The organism is Ponticoccus sp. (in: a-proteobacteria) (assembly GCF_048381735.1).
In genome coordinates, this window is the sequence record NZ_JBLXGL010000016.1 from 1 (window position 1) to 17313 (window position 17313).

Consider the following 17313-nt stretch of genomic DNA (forward strand, 5'->3'; position numbering starts at 1 on the left):
TGGAAGGCGCCCTCGCCGCAGCCCGCGCCGAGGCGGAGGGCCTGCGCCAGGAGCTGGACCAGGCACAGGCCGCGGCGCAAGACCTCCGGCAGAAGAACGCGGCGCTCACGGCGGCACGGGCCGAGTCACAGGCCGATGCAGAGGCGGAACGGGCGGACCTCGCAGAGATCACCGCCGAAAAGGATACCGCCCAGCACAGACTCGGCGATCTGGAAGGCGCCCTCGCCGCAGCCCGCGCCGAGGCAGAGGGCCTGCGCCAGGAGCTGGACCAGGCCTGGGCCAAATGCCGCGAACTGGAAGACTGGATCGAAACCTCCAAGGTCCAGCACGGGGCCGCCCTCGCAAAAGCCGCCGAAACCGCGTCTTCCACCCAGCGCGCCAGGACCAAGGCCGAAGAGGATCTGACCCTTGCGCTGCGCCTGCAGGGCCTCAGAGAGACGGATCTGGACGAGCTGAAGGACAGGTATCGGGCCCTGAAGGCGGAGAACGATCAGCTGGCTGACCTGCTCAGGACCACGCTGCACAGCCTGACCTTCCTGCAGGGCAAGAAACAGGGCGGCAAGAAGACCGCGAAACGCACATGACAGCGGCCCCCGACAAGCTTCTGCACGCGGCGCTGCAGGCGCTGGAACAGGCCGCCCCCGCGCGGGTCAGGGACATGTCCGGCCTGGCCCCGCACGGAGATCGGGCAGAGGCCCGCAAGGCCCTGCAGGAGTCGCTCAAGGCTGCGGCGCGGCTGCTGGCGGACAGGCCCGCCAAGCCGGTCCTGCGCACCCTGCACCACCTGGCCTGCACCGGCGGCACGGTCATTTCCAAAGCCGTCGCGACCCAGCCGAATGTGGCCCTGCTCAGCGAGGTGGACCCCTTCAGCCCCCTGGGCCACGCCCATCCCTTTCGCCCGACGGATATGATCGGGCTGGCCAAGATCGGCTCGCGCGCGGTCAGCAGCGATACACAGGCCAGGCTGTTCAAGGCCAGCCTGGACGTGCTGGTGCAGGAAAACGCGGACAGGGGCAGCTACCTTGTGCTGCGCGACCACAGCCACGGCAAATACACCTATGGCGAGGACATCGGCAGCTACCCCGGCCTGCGTGATTTCCTGAGCGATGCCTACGATCTCAGATCCGCCGTCACGGTGCGCGATCCCATCGACAGCTATCTCTCGCTTCGGAGAAACGGCTGGGTCCATTGTCAGCCCGCCACCTTCGACGAATATTGCCGGCGCATGCTGGTGTTCCTGGACGACCACGCCGGCGTGCCGCTCATCCGCTACGAGGATTTCATCACCGACCCGCAGAAAGGCGGAAGCGCCCTGTGTCGGGCGCTGGCGCTGCCGTTCAATCCCGACTTTCCCCACCTGATGCCGGCCGTTTCGCTGTCCGGCGACAGCGGGCGCAAGGGGAACAGGCTGGCGCTCCGCCCGCGCTACGAGATCCCCGAGGATCAGGCCCGGGACATCCGCGACAGCCCCAACCACGCGGTCCTGGCCGAGCGTCTGGGCTATTCTACCGCGCTGGCCCCGCCTGCATAAGCCGCGCCTCCAGGGCGATCCGTGCCCTGGCCTCCTCTTCCAGCATCGTCTGCGCCACCATCAGCTGATCCCTGAGCAGGGCGACCTGTGCGGCCAGGTCTTCCCCCGGGGCCGCGGCGATATCCCCCTCTCCCGCTTCGACCGTCTTTTTATCGAGCAAACCCATCCTCTGCCCTCACTGACACCCCATTCTCCTGCCAGCATAGGCGCCGAGGGCAGATGAACAAGCACCCTGCCCCGGGGCGGGCATCGCCGGCCCGGGAACGCATGACGGACGGCTGTCCCTGTATGCCGTCAACGACCCCTTCTCCCGTTGCGTCGCCGGCGGGCCGGAGGATGCCGCCTTGTCGATCAGGCCGGTCACATGGCCGTCCGGCCTGATCCGGGCCCGATCGGGGCCTGTCATGCGAAAACAAGCGCGCCGATCGGCTTGCCTTCGCCAAGCAGGCGCCGCAGGGCACGGTAGATCGCGATATTCTCTTCTATTTCCTGCGTCTTCATATCCAGCGCCAGGGTCGCACGGGCATCGCTTTCGCGCCCGTATAGCCCGTAGACCAACGCCAGGTTGTCCCGCACATGCGGCGCCGCGGTCGGATCGCGCACCAGCTCCTGCAGGATCGAGAGGCTCCTGGCCTGCTGCCCGCCGAGCGCCAGAGACAGCGCGTAATTGTTGCGCAGCACGAAATTCGCCGGATAGCGCGCCAGCCCCTCCTGATAGACCGCCTGCGCCTGAGCGTGGCGCGACAGCGTGTCCAGGGCGACGCCCTTGCCGGTGAGCGCGGACAGGTTCGCGGGGTCGATCTTCAGCGCCTTGTCGTAATAGCCGATCGCGGTTTCGGCCTGCTGCTGCGACAGCTTCACCCGGGCGAGGACCGCCAGGACCTCGACATTGCGCCTGTCCAGTTCATGCGCGCGGGTCAGCACCGCATCGGCGCGGCTGTGCTGGCCAAGCCGGGAATAGCTGTCGCCCAGCCCCAGCAGGGCGGGCACCGAGTCCGGCTCGGCCTTTACCACCTTCTCGAAAAGCTGCGCCGCGGTTTCGGGATCGCCGGATTTTGCCGTCGCCTGCGCCAGCCGCAGGCTGGCCGAACCCGCGTCCGCCGCCTCCGGGCCGGCCCCCCGGTCCTGGGGGGTTGCGCAGGCGGACAGGAAGAGGGCGGTCGCAAGCGCCCCGAGGGCGTGAAGCAGGGTCTTGGGCATGTGCAAATTCGTCTCCAGCGGCAGGGATGTTCGAAAGGGGGTGAGGGTCAGCGGACCAGCAGGATCCGGTCGCAGGCCACCCCGTGCAGCACCAGATCGGCCTCGCCGATACCGATGCCCAGAGTGTCCAGCAACCCGTCGATGACGCTATCCAGCGGGATCATCAAGGCGGTCAGGATGGGGGCGAGCTGGGTCTGCACGATCCCCAGAACCAGGTTCAGCAGGGAATTGACCAGGCCCAGTTCGATGCCCAGCAGGGCAAGTTCGATATCCAGTTCGGCATCCGCCGCCAGGGCCGAGATCAGCGCCTCGAGCACCCTGCCCGACCCGAAGGTCTTGGTCGCGGCACCCCCGGCTGCGGGCAGTTCGCCCAATGTGAAGTCAAGCTGCGCCTGCTCTGAAATTCCGACCGGGGCATGCGCCCTGATCATCACGTTGGCGTCCAGTATGCCAATGCCGAGCGGCCGGATCCGCACCCCCAGAAGCTTCGCCGGGGACAGCGCCGCCTGGGACAGCGGCGTCGTGGTATCCTCGAAATCCGGGGCGTCGAACTCGCCCAGGAACACCTCGGCAACATGGGTGCCGGTCACACCGGTCAGCGGATCGGTCCCGGTGTCGAAACTGGCCACCACATCCGTCGGCCTGGACGCCGAGCAGTTGAGCGCCGACAGCGTGGCGGTCGCGCTGGCGATCTCGATATAGACCGGCAGATGCACCGAGGCGATGTCGAGCCCAAGCCCGGACAGAAGCGATGGATCGAGGAGCAGTTCCAGTTTCAGGCGGGTCTGCGCGGTATGCAGCGTCGCGCCGCGCTCGCCCACGGTGATCCAGCCCGAATCCGCCGGGCGTTCGCCGATGACCAGCGCCAGATCGATCGCCGTCACCCCCGGCACGGTCAGCGCCAGGTCGGTCTGTACGTATCTGTCCGCGCTGACGATCCCCACCGAGGCCATGAGAATATCGAGCGCCGAAACCGTGATCTCGGGCAGGATATCGTCGATCTGCGCGGCGACATCCTCGCCTTCGATCATGATCAGCCGGGAGATGTCCAGAACCGCCGATCCGGTGCCGTTCAGCACCGCGGTCAGGACATCGACCGGGCCGCCCAGGCCGTTGGCGTCCAGCAGCGCCCCCGCAATATCGGCAAGGTCGGCCTCTGCCATCAGCACGTCGCGATAGTCGACGGCGGTGAGATCCAGCCGGATGGCCAGGGCCTCGATAAAGGTCAGCAGATCGACATCGACATCGGCCAGCGCCTCGTAATCCAGAAGGTCGAGCCCCACCGAGGTGCCAAGCGCCTCTGACAGCAGCGCGTTGAGCAGCCCGGCCTCCAGCGCGGCAAGCCGCGACCCCAGGCTGAACGAGGCCATGTCGAACCGTGCCGCCGTCGCCGTCGCCGAAAGCCGCGTGCTGTCCCCGTCGACGAAGCTGCGCATGAAATAGAGCGGCGCATCTTCCGCAAGCTCCACCCGTGCGGCATTCACATCGGTATCGGAGAGCGCGCGCGCCTCCAGCCGGTCGTCCGGGGCACGCGTGGCGTCGCGTATATAGCGGCCATAGCCGATCTGCTGCAGCGCCTCGGGGGGCAGGCCATTGCCCCCGATGGTATCCAGCGCACGGTCGCGCGGCCCGCCCCCCAGGTTCGACACCGCGCTAATCGCCGCAAGGTCGGCATGGGTCTGCAGCGTCTTCTGGCGCAGATACAGCGCCCCGAGATCCACGCCCAGAGCGAGGAACCCCATCATGACCGTCAGCGCCAGCGCCACGATCAGGATCACGGCGCCCCGCTCCTCGCCGAGGAAACCGCGCAGGTACCGTTCAATACGCAAGATAGCTGCTCCTCGATACCTCGGGTATCTCCAGCCCGAGGAAGCCGTCCACCACGTCGACGGCGGAGCCCGAGAGGTCATAGGTCAGCGTCACCTCGATGCCGGGCCCGGATATGTCGCGCAGCGCGACCCGATGCGAGACCTTGCCGCTGCGCAGAATGGGAAAACGGCTTTGCGCGTCGGCGATGAACGCATTGGCTTTCTCGACCCGTTTCGCCGCCGCCAGTTCCAGCACAGAGTGGCGCGCCGCCTCGGCCGCGAGTTGTTGCAGGCTGTTGGCGATGGCGAAATACTGGCCGAAACAGACGATCCCGAACAGGATCGCCAGCAGCAGCGGCAGGACAAGGGCGAATTCCACCGCCACCGCGCCGTCTTCGCGCTGCGCAAAGGATATGGCACGACGCCTCATCCGAACCCTCCATCCATGATATTGTCGAGGATATTCAGGACCGCCGGGCCGATCAGCACGATGAAGAGCGCCGGCATGATGAACAGGATCAGCGGCACCGTCATCAGGGCCGGAATGCGCCCGGCCTGTTCCTCGATGCGCAGCAGCCACATGGCGCGCTGGTCGCGCATCAGGCCGCGCAGCGCACGGGCGATCGGCGTGCCATAGCGTTCGGCCTGCATCATGGCATTGGCGAAGATGGTCACCTCGGACAGCGGCAGGCGCTCGGAAAGCCTGGCCCAGGCCGTCTCGCGATCCGGCAGCACCCCGAGTTCGACCGACAATTGACGGATCTCGAAGGCCAGCACCGGGGCGGCGGGCTGGATATCCCGGGCCACGCGGCCAAGCGCCGGGCCGAAACCGAGGCCCGCCTCGCTGGCGATCACCAGCAGTTCCAGCATGTCGGGAAAGGCGCGGCGGGCTTCGGCAAAGCGCTTCCTCTGCCGCATCTTCAAGAGGGCATCGGGCAACTTCGACAGGGCCAGCGCGCTGCCCAGGACCACGATGACGGCAATGAGCCGCCCCTGCCCGTCCGGCCGGTTCAGCGCGAACCAGAGCAGGGCGAACCCGGCACCCCCGAACGGCAGCAGCAGCTTCAGGAAGGCATAGATCAGCAGGGCGTCCCGCCCCCGGAACCCCGCCGCGCGCAGCAATTCGGCCGAGGCCTCGGCCTCGCCGCCCCTGATCACCGAAAACCGTTCCGAGATATGGATGGCAAACCGGGCCACGCTCTCCAGCAGGCGGCGCGATTTCGGGCGGCGCGGCCTGATCCTCTCGGGACGAGACGCGCGAAGCGCCCGGTCCAGGCGCGCCATCCTGGTGCGGCGGTCGAAGGCCTGCAGCACCGCCATCTGGCCGAGGTAGATCAGGGGCGCGCAGAGGATCAGGGCCGGGACAAGGGAGAGCCTGTCAAACATCGAGACGCGCCAACCTGTACATGCTGTAGATGCCCAGCCCCAGGCAGGCCAGGCCCGCCAGTGCCATGACCCGGCCCCGCGGGTCGCTGAACAGCGGCATCAGATAGTCGCCGTTCATCACCCAGAGCGCGGCACCGACGACAAAGGGCAGCGAGCAGAGAATGCCGGCGCTTACCCGGACCTCGGCCGACAGCGCCGCCGCCTTCCGGCGCAGCTTGCGCCGTTCGCGCAGCATGGTCGCCAGGTTTTCCAGCGTCTCTATCAGGTTGCCGCCGGTTTCCACCTGCAGGCCGGTGGCGATGGCGATGAAGCGCGCCTCGGGGGACCCCACCCGCTCGGCGATACCGCCGAAGGCCTCCACAAGGCCGACCCCCAGCCGCATCTCCTCGCAACAGAAAGCGAATTCCTCCTCGGTCACGCCGGTCGCGTGTTCGGCCACGACCTTCAGCGCCGCCGCAACCGGCTGACCCGAGCGCAGGCTGCGCGCCAGCATATCGAGGCTGTCCGGCAGCGCCTCGGTGAACGCCGCCACCCGGCGCGACCGAAGGAACCCGAGATAGAGATTGAACAGCAGATAGCCCGCGCCGCCGGCAACCGGCACCGATAGCAGCGGCGACAGCAGCCCCGCCAGCAGAAGCGCGACAAACACCGCCCCCGCGACAGCCGCCATGATCGCAACCGCCGCGCCCGGCGTCATGTCGAGGCCGGCCTCGCGTATCCGCGCCTGCAGCAGCGCCGCGACGCCACCGGTTCGGGCCCCGGGGGATTTACGCTCGTCCCCCGCATCCAGCCGCCGGGCAACCTTGTCATCCGCCTGCTGCGGATGGTTGACGGTGAATCTGACAAGCCGCCTCTGCCGCGCCCGGCGCGAACGGTCAAGCGTCAGGACCAAGGCCAGACCGACCCCCGCGAAGACGCAGAAGGCCAGCAGAAATAGAGCCATCACCTGCAGCATGTCAGCCCTCGAGCGTCTGGCGCAACGCCGCTTCCAGCCCCATCTCGGCGGCGCGCGGCATGAAGAGCGGCCCCGCCCCGGTGGCCATGAACCGCCCGACGACCGCATCGCCGCCCTGGCCGGGCTCGGCCTGGAAACGGAACAGTTCCTGGATGCTGACGGTATCTCCCCCCATGCCGACGATCTCCGAGATCGAGGACACCCGCCGCACCCCGTCCCGCATGCGTGCGATCTGGACCACCAGATGTATCGCGTCCTTCATCTGCTGGCGGATGAAGGCGACCGGCAGGGCGATCCCGGACATGGCGATCATGTTCTCCAGCCGGGTCAGCGCCTCGCGCGGGGAATTTGCGTGCAGCGTGCTCATCGAACCGTCATGGCCGGTATTCATCGCCTGCAGCAGGTCGAAGGCCTCGTCGCCGCGCACCTCGCCGATGATGATCCGGTCGGGGCGCATCCGCAGCGAGTTGCGGAACAGGTGCCGCATGGTGATCTCGCCCAGCCCCTCGATCGTCGGCGGGCGGGTTTCCAGACGCACCACATGCGGCTGCTGCAGCCGCAGTTCGGCGGCATCCTCTATGGTTACGATCCGTTCGTTCGCCGGGATCTCGCGCGAGATCGCATTGAGCAGCGTCGTCTTGCCCGAACCGGTGCCCCCCGAGATCAGCAGGTTCAGCCGCATCTTCGCCGCGAGACGCAGAAAGGCGGCCATGGCCGGCGACATGCTGGAGCGCGCCACCAGATCGGCCAGGTGCAGTTCGTCCTTGGGAAATTTCCGGATCGTCAGCGTCGGGCCGTCCAGCGCCAGCGGCGGGATTGTCACGTTGATGCGGCTGCCATCGGGCAGGCGCGCATCGACCAGCGGCGTGGTCTCGTCGACACGGCGCCCCGCAGCCGAAACGATCCGCGTGGCGATATTGAGCACATGCCCGTCGTCGCGGAACGACATGTCGGTCAGTTCCATCCGGCCCGCGCGCTCGACGTAGACCTGCTGCGGACCGTTGACCATGATGTCCGACACCGTATCGTCCGCCAGCAGCCGTTCGAGCGGGCCGAAGCCCATCATGTCGTCCAGCACGTAGTCGATCAGTTCGGCGCTTTCGGCGCCGTTGAGTTCGAGTTTCTGGAGCCGGCTGACACTGCGCACCGCCTGGGCGATGGTTTCACGCTGCACATCCTCGGCCAGGTCCGCCAGCTCGGCGAGGTCGAGCAGGGCCATGACATCCGGCAGGATGCGCTGGCTCAGCGCGTTGAGCCAGCGGGAAAACGCGGGCCCCTGGCTGCCGGCGCGGGCCGCGGGCTCCGGCTTGGCGGGCGCGGCGGCAGCGGCGGCGGCGGCGGACAGCTGCCCGAGCTCTCGCACCAGCTTGCGCTGCTCCTCCATCGGGATGGTTTCCCCGGTCCGGCCCTCGTACCAGTCGATGGCGCGGCCCACCACATGCGGACCGGGCGCGGCCCCGGCCCCGATCAGCTCGTCGACTTTCCACAGCAGCATCTTGTGCAGCGCATCCGTCGAACGCGCGGGCAATGGCGTCACCTCCGTCATGGCCGCAGGCCCATCCGCCCGAAGAGCCCCTTGCCACGGGGCCTGCCCTGCTGCGCGTCCCGCGGGCTTTCGATATGGGCCAGCAGGCGGCTGACCGCCCGGCCATAGGCGCCTTTCCGGGCCAGCCTCTGAAGCGGCTGCCCCTTCACCGCCGCCCTTGCGAGATCCGCAGCGCTTTCCGGCAGCTCGTGGAGGCTGGACATGCCAAGCGCCTGCGTGATCTCGGCGCGCCGGAGCCCCGCGCCCCGGCGGGTATGCGACAGCACCAGCGACACACGCGGGCCGTCGGAATGCGTTCCGATGCGCTCGATCAGGCGGCTACAGTTGCGCACCGAGGAAAACCCCGGGCCCAGCACGAAGACGATCTCGTCGAACTCCTCCGCCAGCTCCGGCTGCGCGGCCAGAAGCGCGCGGGGCAGATCGACCACCAGGGTCGGGAAGACTTTGCACAGCCTGCGCAGCAGCCGCGAGACCCCGTCCTGAAGCTGCGGTATCTGGGCGGCATCGCTCACCCCCGCCGAATACAGCCACAGCCCGTCGATCGGCTCGCCCATCGTGGAAACCAGGAAGGTCTTGTCGACCCGCTCGGGCACCTGCAGCGCGTCGAACAGGCCCGGCGTCTGCTCGACGTCCAGATCGACCGCCGCCGAGCCGAATTCCAGATCCGCATCCAGAAGGGCCACGCGCCCTTCCGGGTCGCGGGCAAGCTGCGCGCTGCGACCGGCATCGACATAGGCCAGGGCCAGGTTCTGCGCCAGCGCGCTGGCACCGACACCGCCCGAAACCCCGCAGATGGCGATCGTGCGCATGGCCTGTGCCGCCTCGGGCGCGGCGGGCGGCTCGACCATGCCAAGCATGAGATCGTCGTCATCGGTGACCGGCAGGGCAAAGTAATCACACGCGCCCGCCGCCATGACGGCCCGGAACGTCGCCACATCGTCGCGATGCCCCAGGACGATCACCCGCGCCCCCGCCGCCGACAGTTCCGCGATCCGTTCGAGATCCGCCTCGAAGGAGGCGCCCGCCTCGGCGATCAGCAGATCGCCCAGCGGCGCCGCGCCGGTCAGCCGCGCCGCCGCGCTCAGGGTGCCGGCATGGAAGGTCACGCCGACGCCCTCCCCCGATTGCGCCACCAGCCGTTCCGCCGCCTGCCTGGCCTCGGCGCTGTCCACGAAGGCCTCGATCTGGATGCGCACCGATTGCGACGGGGCGGCTGCTTTGGCACGGATCACGGGGTGTCCTCCTCAGGTCTGCAGGTCCAGGCCGCCGGGTTCAGCGCCCGGCGCCGCGCGCGGTCGGCACCGGCCACAGAACGTCGGCCGGGCGGTGGATCATTTCCGCGAGGTTTCTGGCATTGGCACAGCCCAGGTCGCCCACCCCGGGCCGGCAGTCGACCTTGATGCCCTCTGCGCGGGCGACCCGGATCAGCCCCGCCTGATGGCGCTGGCGCGGGTGTCCGCCCAGGTTTTCCTGTATCGCCAGACGGATACGCGATGGCGCCAGGGCCAGCGCCGCGGTGACGTCCTGCACCCGGGCCGTGTCGGTTCGCGGCGCCCCGCTGGTGGGGATCGTGACGATCACCACGTCCTCGCTGCGCAGCGCCATGGCCTGCAGGAAGCTGTTGAGCCGCTGTCGTTCGGCCCCGGACAGCCTGGCCGCGCCACGGCTGAAATGGAACTCATGCTGTGCCTCGACATAGGGCGCGCTGAGCCGGTCGGTCACCGAAACGCTGGGCCGCGATGGCGCACAGGCCGCCAGGCCGACCGCCAGGGCGAGGCCGACGGCAACCGCACGAAAGGGACGAAGATGGATCATTGCAGAAGAAGCCCCGCCTTGCCATGGATGTTCCTGACCGAAACCGCCCCTTCATCCTCGACCGACAACTGGCCGTTCAGGTGGCGGCGCAATGTATCCGCCGAGGCGAAGCCCTCGACCGGCGTGTGGAAGTTCTTCGGACTGCCGGGCTCCACCAGATAGGGCGTGACAATGATCACCAGTTCGCTTTCGCCGCTCTGATAGCTGGTCGACCGGAACAGCGCGCCAAGCAGGGGGATGTCGCCCAGCCCCGGAACATCCTCGACGGTCTGCTGCGAGGTCGCCTTGAACAGGCCGGCGATGGCAAAACTCTGCCCGCTTCCGACCTCGATGGTGGTGGCGGCACTGCGCTCCAGGATCAGCGGAAGCTGCTGGACCCCGGTCTCGCTGCCGCTGGCGAAATCCAGCTCCCGGACCTTGGTGTCGACCTCCAGCTTGATCTTGTTGGACTGCATGACCTCGGGCTGGAACTCCAGCTCCACCCCATAGGGTTCGAACACCACCTTGGTCTCGGTCTCGGAAACCCAGGTCTGGTAGGGAAAGCGTCCGCCGGCGAGGAAGCGGGCCTTGTCGCCGGATCGCGCGGTCAGGTTCGGTTCCGACAGGATGGTCACCAGCCCCTCCTGCTTCAGCGCCTCGAGGCTGACCCCCTGCAACTGCGACCCCACCCGGAAGCTGGTGTTGAGCGCGAAGCCCCCGGACAGCGACGACCCCCCGTTCAGCCCCTCGCCGGGCGCGGTCCAGCCGGTGCCGAGATCCTCGGTCACGGTACGCGAGACCTCTGCGATCTTGACCTGCAGGTTCACCTGCGCCGGCGTGTCCAGCGCGAGGCTGTTCACCAGCGGTACGGCTTCCCCCGCAAGCGAACGGACCACGGTTTCGATCCGCTGGGCATCGCCCAGCGTCGGCACCCGGCCCGACAGGACGATCACGCCGTCCGTTTCGCGAACCCGGTAATCCCCATGCGGCACGGCGAAATGCGCCGCGGAGCTCAGCGCGGCGATATTCGGCGTCACCTTGATCGCGCTCGACAGCGTCACGGCTTCGGAATCGTCCAGCACGAAAAGCGTCGTCTCGCCCATGGCCTTGCCGTAGACATAGACCAGATGGGGGGATTTGACCTCGACATCGGCAATCTCGGGATTGGCCAGGAACACGGTGCCGGAGGGCTGCTCCAGCCGGATCAGCTTGCCTTCGCCCGCGAAAAGATCGACCGGCCGTCCCGTGGCCTCGATGACGGTCTGGGCCTGGCCCCGGTCGGGAACCAGCGCCAGGGCGCTTGCGGCAAGCAGGGCCGCGGCCTGGAAGATGCTCGGCAACATCGTTGTCATCCTGTTTCTGTCCTGTTCAGCGGGCGACGGGGGCGACCGCGTCGCCGGAATGATCGACCGGACGCGCCACGATCCCCGCTCCCCGGAGCTCGGCCCCCTCGCCGCGCAGGCCCGCCTGGCCACGGAAAACCGTCACGGGGCGGGCGGGCGCTTCGGGCTGACCCGAAATCTGGGTCGAAAGCAGCGGCACGTCGCTTGCGATTCTCGGCAGCCCGCCGCCGCCCGGCGGCGACAGCACGAACACGAGGTTCCCCGTGCCCTGCGCCAGCGCCAGCACCTTGGCGCCCTCGGGATGCAGCTCAAGGGTTATCATCCTTGCACCGGCATTGCCGCCGCCGGCGCCGTCGATTGCGACCACCCGGACATGGGCCAGAACCGTCCGCACCGCCCGGACCCCATCCGCCAGTCCGTAGGAGACCATGATATCGACCCGATCCTCGGGCGCGATCAGACCCGAAATCGAGGTCTCGCGAGTCAGCGGCACAGAGATCGCCCGCATCCCCGAGGCAAGCCTGTCGGCGGCGCGCGGCGGGGCGGCAATATCGGTAGGATCGGAAGCCTTCACCGAAAGGGGTCGCAGGTCCGAATGCACGAAAGGCGTATCCTTTGGTATGGCTCGCGTGGCGCGCATTTGCGTCAGGGCCCGGCGCGTCGTTTCGGTATCGCGCAGGAAATCCTCTCCGACGACATGCTCCGGCAGCAGGATCGCCTTTATCCTGTCCGGCGCCAATTCCACGCCCTCCGCAAGCGCCTCGGCAGCGATCAGCACCGAAACGCCAACCGCGCCGGGTTCTGCGGCGACTGCGGCAGGGACCGGTGTCGACGGGCCGCCTTCGGCGCGAAGGCTGGCCCATGTCACCACCACCGCCAGGATCACGGATGTCGAAAGAACCAGCAGCACGCGCCGTGGCAAGATGCTGATATTATACGACATACCAAGATCCACCCCCTATCCCTGGATCAGGGCGAAGGAACCGTAATCGCGTCTTTCACTGTATCGAGACCGGTCTTCACATTCGTCCCCAGGGTCGCGACGGTTCCGACGATCACCGCAGCGATCAGCGCCGCAAACAGCCCGTATTCGATCGCCGTCGCACCGCTTTCATCGCTTGTGAACCGACGGAGAAAGCTTCTCGGATTGAATTTCACACGCATTTCCTAACCTCTTCAGTTACAGGACAGAGCGCCTTTCCACGCACGCGGGACAGTGGAAAAACACCTCTTCGCGACACAACCAGAATGAGAAATCAAACCTATGTGATCGCCTTTTGGATGCTCCTTATCGCTCTTGATTTCGAGGGCAATCGGAAAATCTACAATATTGGCAGGATTCACCATACAGGCCGCGCTTTTGCAGTTTTTTACAAACTTTCGTTAATAAAAATACATACCTTTTAGAATAACACAGCCTTTTGATACATCCTTTATTGCCCCTCCGTCCGCGATCAGCCGCCAGGCCTCGGCGCCGTCTTCGGAGCAGGATTCGCCCGCTGCGGACCCGCGGAAGAAACAGGTATGCGCCGAGGATCGGTCAGGCGGTACATCTTGCCCCGCCGCCGCGACCTCCGGCGGCAGAGGCCCTTCCCAGCGACGGCACCTGAACCAGCCCCAGCTGCGCCCCCAGCAGGCCCAGGCAGACGCGCAGCACGGTCCGGGCCGAAAAGGGCAGGCCGGGCTGCGGCGCGGGCACCTCGGACAGAAAGCCCGGCGGCCTCACGCCCTGCGCCGACATCCGCACCGCCTGGACAGCAGGGCCCGATCGCGTCCTTCGAATGCCGGGCCCGCCCCTACCCCGTTTCGCTGCGACAGCGCCGGGCATAGGCCAGCACATCTTCGGTGCTGGCAAACAGCACGTGATCCGCGCCCGGCGGCTGCGGGCGGGACATGGGAATGCCGCCCAAACGGTCCTCGATCCAGCGCAGGTCCTCGCCATGGCGGGCCACCTCGGCCCCGACAAGATCGGGGTGCAGTGCAAAGGGCGGGGACGGGGTTTTCAGCAGCTCTGTCAGGAACCGATGGTCGGCCCGGGTTTCCTCGGGCGTGCGGGGCGCATGGCCGATGGCGATCCGGCGCTCCAGCAGCAGCGCCAGGTGCCGAGCGCCCATGCCGACATTTTCGCGCGACGGGCGGCCCGCCGGGCGGGGCAGCCCGGTTGCCTGGCAGAAATCCGTGACCGCGTCCCAACCGGGCACCCCCTCGGGCCGGTAGATCCGCAGGTCGACCGCATCGCGCCCGAAGACGATATCGAATTTCTCGACGGCCTGGCGATACGCGGGCCAAACCAGCCGGATGTCCCCGGTCCCGGTGCGGATATACTGCTGCGCCATGCTGGCCATATAGGCCTCGGCCGGGCGGAGATAGAGGACGACCCGGAAGGGCGCCTGGGCCGCGAAGAATTCCTTCAGCCGCAGCACCGCCTCGATCGGTGCCACCGCCAGCCATTCCGCCGAAAGCACCTGCGTCTTGCCGACCGCCGCGGCCAGCGCCGCCTCCAGCCGCCCCATGGTTTCGCCGCGCCAGCGCTGCATGTCATGGGCCGAGCGGCCCTCGCGGCTGAAGACCCAGTACTCCTCGGGCCGGTCATGGAACATCAGGACGGCGAGGTCGGAATGGTTGGGCTCCCGCCAGGGGAGGTAATGCACATTGGCGGGGGCATGGTGATACAGGTGGCTCTGGATCGCCGTCGTCCCGGTCTTGTGCAATCCGGCATGGAGAATGAACACGGGGAGAGAAGACCCTTTGAGGTTTGGCACTGACGCAAAACTATCGCAGCCGGGGACCGGGGGAAAGCGGCAGCCGGGGCCGGGGTGCGAAACAATTCCGGGAGGCCCCGAAATTAATCGTTTAACTTCAATGATTTAACTAAAACTGTTTCGCGTGCGAAACATCCCCGTCCACCTGCGCCTCTTCCCAGGCGGCCAGGATCTCGCCCCACCAGAAGTCCAGGCTGAGCCGGTGCAGCAGCTTTTGCCGCGCGGGGCCTTCGGCGAACTGCGGCGCCCGCTGCGCCCGCCAGAGGGCCAGCGCCGCGGGGGTGATGTGGCCGGGCGCCCAGTCGGGGACGATCACCACGGGCAGCCGGGCATAGGCGGCGGCCAGGCTGTGCGAGCGGATGATCGGAATGGCCCCCTGCTCCAGCGCCTGCCAGGCCTTGGGCGAGGGATCGACCCCGCCGCCCTCGACGCAGAGGACAAAACTGTGCCCGGCCACCTGCGCCAGGAAATCGGGTTCGGAGAGATCCTCCTGCAGCAGGGTGGTGAACTCCGCCCAGGGACCCCGGGCCAGGTCGGTCACATGACGCCGGGTCTCCCACTGCGGCCCCGGGCGCAGCCGATGCCCGCAGAGCACCCGCAGGGGCCGCTCCGGCAGCGCCAGGCCGGTCTCCGGCAGGGGCACGGCCCCCTGCCCCTCCGGCAAGACCCGGCCAAGCGGCAGCGGCACCATCTTGGGCACCGCGGGATCGTCGAGGTTCTCCACGAACCAGCGCACCAGCAGCGGCGAGGCCAGGATCCGCGCGATCAGCGCCCGTTCTTCGGCATCGAAGGGGCGCCAGCGCCGGTCGGTCTGGCGCGGCAGGGTCGCGTCTTCGGAACCGCTGATCAGGATGAAGGGCGCGGTGAGCCCCGGCAGCACATCCTGCGCGAAATGGCGGATCGCGTGAAAGGGGTTTCGCAGCGACAGGAAGATGTGGCGCGGGGTGTCGGTCAGCCGGTTGCGGACGCCGCTGTGACAGGGGGGCTGCGTATCGCTCAGCACCACCCAGTCGCAGCGCGCGGCCAGACCGCTGATCCGGTAGCGATCCGCGCCGCCCGCTTTCGGGAACAGCCGTGTCGTCAGCGGGGTATAGAGCCGCTCATGCCGCGACATGGGCCGCGGCCTGCAAATCCTGCCAGAGCCCCAGCAGGGCGTCCGGAACGCTGTCCTCGTCCGCCTCGCTGCCGTGGTTGGGAATGCCCCCGTCCAGCAGCCCGGTGTCCGGGGTCAGCCCCATATCGGTCAGGACCCGGGCGATATCGGCCCGGGTCGCCTGGGCATCGCTGCGAAACGCGATCAGGGGAATGTCATACAGCCTGTGCAGGCGCAGAAGCCGGCTGTTGTAGGCATGCCAGAGCCGGTGACAGGCGGCCTCTTCCAGTCCGTTGCGCGCCATGAGAGAGCGCGTCACCGCCTGGGGCGCGCGGAAGATGCCGATCGCCGACCAGCGCGGCAGAACCTCGATCCAGCCGTCGATGACCAGCAGCGTGCGGGGATCCTTGAACCCCCAGAGTCCGGTGCCGATGCGGGATTCGATGAAGAGATCGCGCACCGCGCAATGCAGCTTGCCCCAGGTCACCCGGTCGGGCGGCGCATGCCAGCAGCCGCCGTTTGCGTTCAGCAGGTCCTCGTGCATGTGCAGCACCGAGGGCGCCTCCTGCAGGCCGGTGGGATTGAGGGGGATGGCGCTGTCCAGCGCCGCCCCCAGGTACAGACCGCTTTGACGCAGGACGCCGGTCAGGGCACTGGTGCCGCTGCGATGCATCCCCAGAACCATCAGGCAATGATCCCGGTGCAACTGGCGTATCCCCGCAGCCCCCGGACCGCTCACAGAGAGAGGCAGATACAAATCCATTTCCCTTTATTTTATGTATTCGAATAGAAGACCAAAAACCGGTGCTCATCGGGTCCCCTGCATAAAGCAGGGCCGACGGCCCGCCTAGCCCGTCCAGTCGCGCACCAGCGCCTCGATGGCATCCAGCAGCTCCTCGCTCACCGCCGGCCCGGACAGGCGCAGCGCGCCCTTGCTGCGGCTCAGCGAGATGGCCGGGGCAGGGGGCCTTGGCGCGGGTGGCGCGGGGGCGGGTGCGGTCTCTTCCCTCCCCGGGCCGCTGTTCAGGGCCTTCAGGAACAGCGCGCCTTCTTCTTCGGGGGTGGCCGGATCGGCCTTGCGCAGCCGGTCCTGCAGCCGCCGTCCCCAGTCCGGATCCGCCTGCAGCCGGGCGGATACCGCAAGCCCCAGCCGTTCGGTCAGCGCGGCGGGGTGGCGGATCCAGGCGCCCAGGGCCCCGACCACGGGCAGGAAGCTCTTGATCTTAGACCGCTTGGCACGGGAGGCGGCGGAAAACAGGCTGTTCAGGGCCTCTTTTTCGTCGCGAAACACACCTTCGCGCACGGCCCCCGCGACGATGCTGGCGCGTTCGAAATAGCTCAGCCCGACACGGATCTCGTTTTCCTCGACCATGGCGACATAGGCATCCGAGGCGGTCTCGGGCCGCCGGATCAGGGCCAGCACGCTGCCCGGCCCGGCGCCGCGCTGCGCCAGGCTGCGCAGCGCGCTGAGCCGGCGCCAGCCCGAAATCAGCCCGTAGTGGCCCGGCGCTGTTTCGACCACCTCGATGGGTGTCTGCTGGCCGCGCGCCAGAAGCGAGGCTTCGAGCGTGGCCATCTCTTCGGGGTCGATGGCGATCCGGTCGCGGATCATATGGGCCGCGTCGATGGCATCGAGCGGGATCTTCTGCACCAGCCGCCCCTCGTCCCGGGCGGCCTGCATTTCCCCGGCCACGGTTTCCAGCGCCGCCGTCGTGGCGGCCTGGCTGGCCACATCGGCAATCGGGGCGCGCCGGCGCATCTGGTCGGGCGCAGGGCCCGGGGGCAGCTCCACGGCATCACTCTCCGGTGTGGCGATCCGGGCAAGGTCCGGCGCGGCAAGACGTTTGCGTTTGGCCATGTCAGCCTCCTGCGAGAGGGGTTGAGAAAACATGTAT

19 protein-coding genes are annotated in these 17313 nt (G+C 67.8%); 2 read left to right on the plus strand and 17 right to left on the minus strand.

The features are described 5' to 3' along the window. Nucleotides 1-584 (plus strand): hypothetical protein (locus ACN5KJ_RS19695; RefSeq protein WP_418595819.1); only part of this gene is annotated, 584 nt, incomplete at its 5' end. Then, a complete protein-coding gene (locus ACN5KJ_RS19700; RefSeq protein ID WP_418595821.1) occupies nucleotides 581-1531 on the plus strand; it encodes a hypothetical protein in 951 nt (316 codons plus the stop codon). The genes ACN5KJ_RS19695 and ACN5KJ_RS19700, both read left to right, overlap by 4 nt. Here the strand turns inward: ACN5KJ_RS19700 and ACN5KJ_RS19705 are convergent. The 17 genes from ACN5KJ_RS19705 to ACN5KJ_RS19785 form a co-directional block, all read right to left on the minus strand. Further along, nucleotides 1506-1691 (minus strand): hypothetical protein, encoded by a 186-nt coding sequence (locus tag ACN5KJ_RS19705; protein WP_418595823.1) that lies wholly within the window; start codon nucleotides 1689-1691, stop codon nucleotides 1506-1508. The two genes, ACN5KJ_RS19700 and ACN5KJ_RS19705, sit on opposite strands and share 26 nt — an antisense overlap. A gap of 242 nt (nucleotides 1692-1933) precedes the next feature. Further along, complete coding sequence (locus ACN5KJ_RS19710; RefSeq protein ID WP_418595825.1) at nucleotides 1934-2731, minus strand: tetratricopeptide repeat protein; 798 nt, start codon at nucleotides 2729-2731, stop codon at nucleotides 1934-1936. Between the two features lie 47 nt (nucleotides 2732-2778). Continuing rightward, nucleotides 2779-4560, minus strand: coding sequence for a pilus assembly protein TadG-related protein (locus tag ACN5KJ_RS19715; protein WP_418595827.1), 1782 nt, complete (start codon nucleotides 4558-4560; stop codon nucleotides 2779-2781). Continuing rightward, a complete protein-coding gene (locus tag ACN5KJ_RS19720) occupies nucleotides 4550-4969 on the minus strand; it encodes a TadE/TadG family type IV pilus assembly protein (RefSeq protein ID WP_347168118.1) in 420 nt (139 codons plus the stop codon). The genes ACN5KJ_RS19715 and ACN5KJ_RS19720 overlap by 11 nt, the downstream gene beginning before the upstream one ends. Further along, complete coding sequence (locus ACN5KJ_RS19725) at nucleotides 4966-5925, minus strand: type II secretion system F family protein (protein WP_418595829.1); 960 nt, start codon at nucleotides 5923-5925, stop codon at nucleotides 4966-4968. The genes ACN5KJ_RS19720 and ACN5KJ_RS19725 overlap by 4 nt, the downstream gene beginning before the upstream one ends. Further along, on the minus strand, nucleotides 5918-6880 hold the full coding sequence (locus tag ACN5KJ_RS19730; protein ID WP_418595831.1) for a type II secretion system F family protein: 963 nt from the start codon (nucleotides 6878-6880) through the stop codon (nucleotides 5918-5920). The genes ACN5KJ_RS19725 and ACN5KJ_RS19730 overlap by 8 nt, the downstream gene beginning before the upstream one ends. 1 nt (nucleotide 6881) lies before the next feature. Further along, nucleotides 6882-8426: a CpaF family protein gene (locus ACN5KJ_RS19735; protein ID WP_418595833.1), complete on the minus strand. Its 1545-nt coding sequence runs from the start codon at nucleotides 8424-8426 to the stop codon at nucleotides 6882-6884. Next, the gene (locus ACN5KJ_RS19740) at nucleotides 8423-9658 is read right to left on the minus strand and encodes an AAA family ATPase (RefSeq protein ID WP_418595835.1); all 1236 of its coding nucleotides are present in this window, start codon (nucleotides 9656-9658) and stop codon (nucleotides 8423-8425) included. Before ACN5KJ_RS19740 ends, ACN5KJ_RS19735 begins: the two co-directional genes overlap by 4 nt. Nucleotides 9659-9698: 40 nt before the next feature. Continuing rightward, a complete protein-coding gene (locus ACN5KJ_RS19745; RefSeq protein ID WP_418595837.1) occupies nucleotides 9699-10241 on the minus strand; it encodes a hypothetical protein in 543 nt (180 codons plus the stop codon). Beyond that, entirely contained in the window at nucleotides 10238-11563 is a 1326-nt protein-coding gene (locus ACN5KJ_RS19750) for a type II and III secretion system protein family protein (protein ID WP_347168112.1), read from the minus strand. The genes ACN5KJ_RS19745 and ACN5KJ_RS19750 overlap by 4 nt, the downstream gene beginning before the upstream one ends. A 25-nt stretch (nucleotides 11564-11588) precedes the next feature. Further along, nucleotides 11589-12506 (minus strand): Flp pilus assembly protein CpaB, encoded by a 918-nt coding sequence (gene cpaB, locus ACN5KJ_RS19755; RefSeq protein WP_418595839.1) that lies wholly within the window; start codon nucleotides 12504-12506, stop codon nucleotides 11589-11591. Nucleotides 12507-12532: 26 nt separating this feature from the next. Further along, entirely contained in the window at nucleotides 12533-12727 is a 195-nt protein-coding gene (locus ACN5KJ_RS19760; protein ID WP_418595841.1) for a Flp family type IVb pilin, read from the minus strand. A gap of 376 nt (nucleotides 12728-13103) precedes the next feature. Next, the gene (locus ACN5KJ_RS19765) at nucleotides 13104-13304 is read right to left on the minus strand and encodes a hypothetical protein (protein WP_418595843.1); all 201 of its coding nucleotides are present in this window, start codon (nucleotides 13302-13304) and stop codon (nucleotides 13104-13106) included. A gap of 55 nt (nucleotides 13305-13359) precedes the next feature. Then, a complete protein-coding gene (locus tag ACN5KJ_RS19770; RefSeq protein ID WP_418595845.1) occupies nucleotides 13360-14295 on the minus strand; it encodes a hypothetical protein in 936 nt (311 codons plus the stop codon). Between the two features lie 139 nt (nucleotides 14296-14434). Continuing rightward, the gene (locus tag ACN5KJ_RS19775) at nucleotides 14435-15439 is read right to left on the minus strand and encodes a hypothetical protein (protein WP_418595847.1); all 1005 of its coding nucleotides are present in this window, start codon (nucleotides 15437-15439) and stop codon (nucleotides 14435-14437) included. Continuing rightward, nucleotides 15426-16124 carry a hypothetical protein gene (locus ACN5KJ_RS19780; protein ID WP_418595848.1) on the minus strand — a complete coding sequence of 233 codons (699 nt, stop codon included), beginning with the start codon at nucleotides 16122-16124 and terminating at the stop codon, nucleotides 15426-15428. Before ACN5KJ_RS19780 ends, ACN5KJ_RS19775 begins: the two co-directional genes overlap by 14 nt. A gap of 141 nt (nucleotides 16125-16265) precedes the next feature. Beyond that, entirely contained in the window at nucleotides 16266-17276 is a 1011-nt protein-coding gene (locus tag ACN5KJ_RS19785) for a ParB/RepB/Spo0J family partition protein (protein ID WP_418595850.1), read from the minus strand. Nucleotides 17277-17313: the final 37 nt, after the last annotated feature.

Bases quoted from the DNA above. Each gene is read 5' to 3' on its own strand.
- ACN5KJ_RS19735 (WP_418595833.1), bottom strand. From the start codon at position 8,426: ATGACGGAGGTGACGCCATTGCCCGCGCGTTCGACGGATGCGCTGCAC.
- ACN5KJ_RS19760 (WP_418595841.1), bottom strand. From the start codon at position 12,727: ATGCGTGTGAAATTCAATCCGAGAAGCTTTCTCCGTCGGTTCACAAGC.
- ACN5KJ_RS19725 (WP_418595829.1), bottom strand. From the start codon at position 5,925: ATGTTTGACAGGCTCTCCCTTGTCCCGGCCCTGATCCTCTGCGCGCCC.
- ACN5KJ_RS19775 (WP_418595847.1), bottom strand. From the start codon at position 15,439: ATGTCGCGGCATGAGCGGCTCTATACCCCGCTGACGACACGGCTGTTC.
- ACN5KJ_RS19730 (WP_418595831.1), bottom strand. From the start codon at position 6,880: ATGCTGCAGGTGATGGCTCTATTTCTGCTGGCCTTCTGCGTCTTCGCG.
- ACN5KJ_RS19710 (WP_418595825.1), bottom strand. From the start codon at position 2,731: ATGCCCAAGACCCTGCTTCACGCCCTCGGGGCGCTTGCGACCGCCCTC.
- ACN5KJ_RS19750 (WP_347168112.1), bottom strand. From the start codon at position 11,563: ATGTTGCCGAGCATCTTCCAGGCCGCGGCCCTGCTTGCCGCAAGCGCC.
- ACN5KJ_RS19785 (WP_418595850.1), bottom strand. From the start codon at position 17,276: ATGGCCAAACGCAAACGTCTTGCCGCGCCGGACCTTGCCCGGATCGCC.
- cpaB (WP_418595839.1), bottom strand. From the start codon at position 12,506: ATGTCGTATAATATCAGCATCTTGCCACGGCGCGTGCTGCTGGTTCTT.
- ACN5KJ_RS19765 (WP_418595843.1), bottom strand. From the start codon at position 13,304: ATGTCGGCGCAGGGCGTGAGGCCGCCGGGCTTTCTGTCCGAGGTGCCC.
- ACN5KJ_RS19745 (WP_418595837.1), bottom strand. From the start codon at position 10,241: ATGATCCATCTTCGTCCCTTTCGTGCGGTTGCCGTCGGCCTCGCCCTG.
- ACN5KJ_RS19720 (WP_347168118.1), bottom strand. From the start codon at position 4,969: ATGAGGCGTCGTGCCATATCCTTTGCGCAGCGCGAAGACGGCGCGGTG.
- ACN5KJ_RS19700 (WP_418595821.1), top strand. From the start codon at position 581: ATGACAGCGGCCCCCGACAAGCTTCTGCACGCGGCGCTGCAGGCGCTG.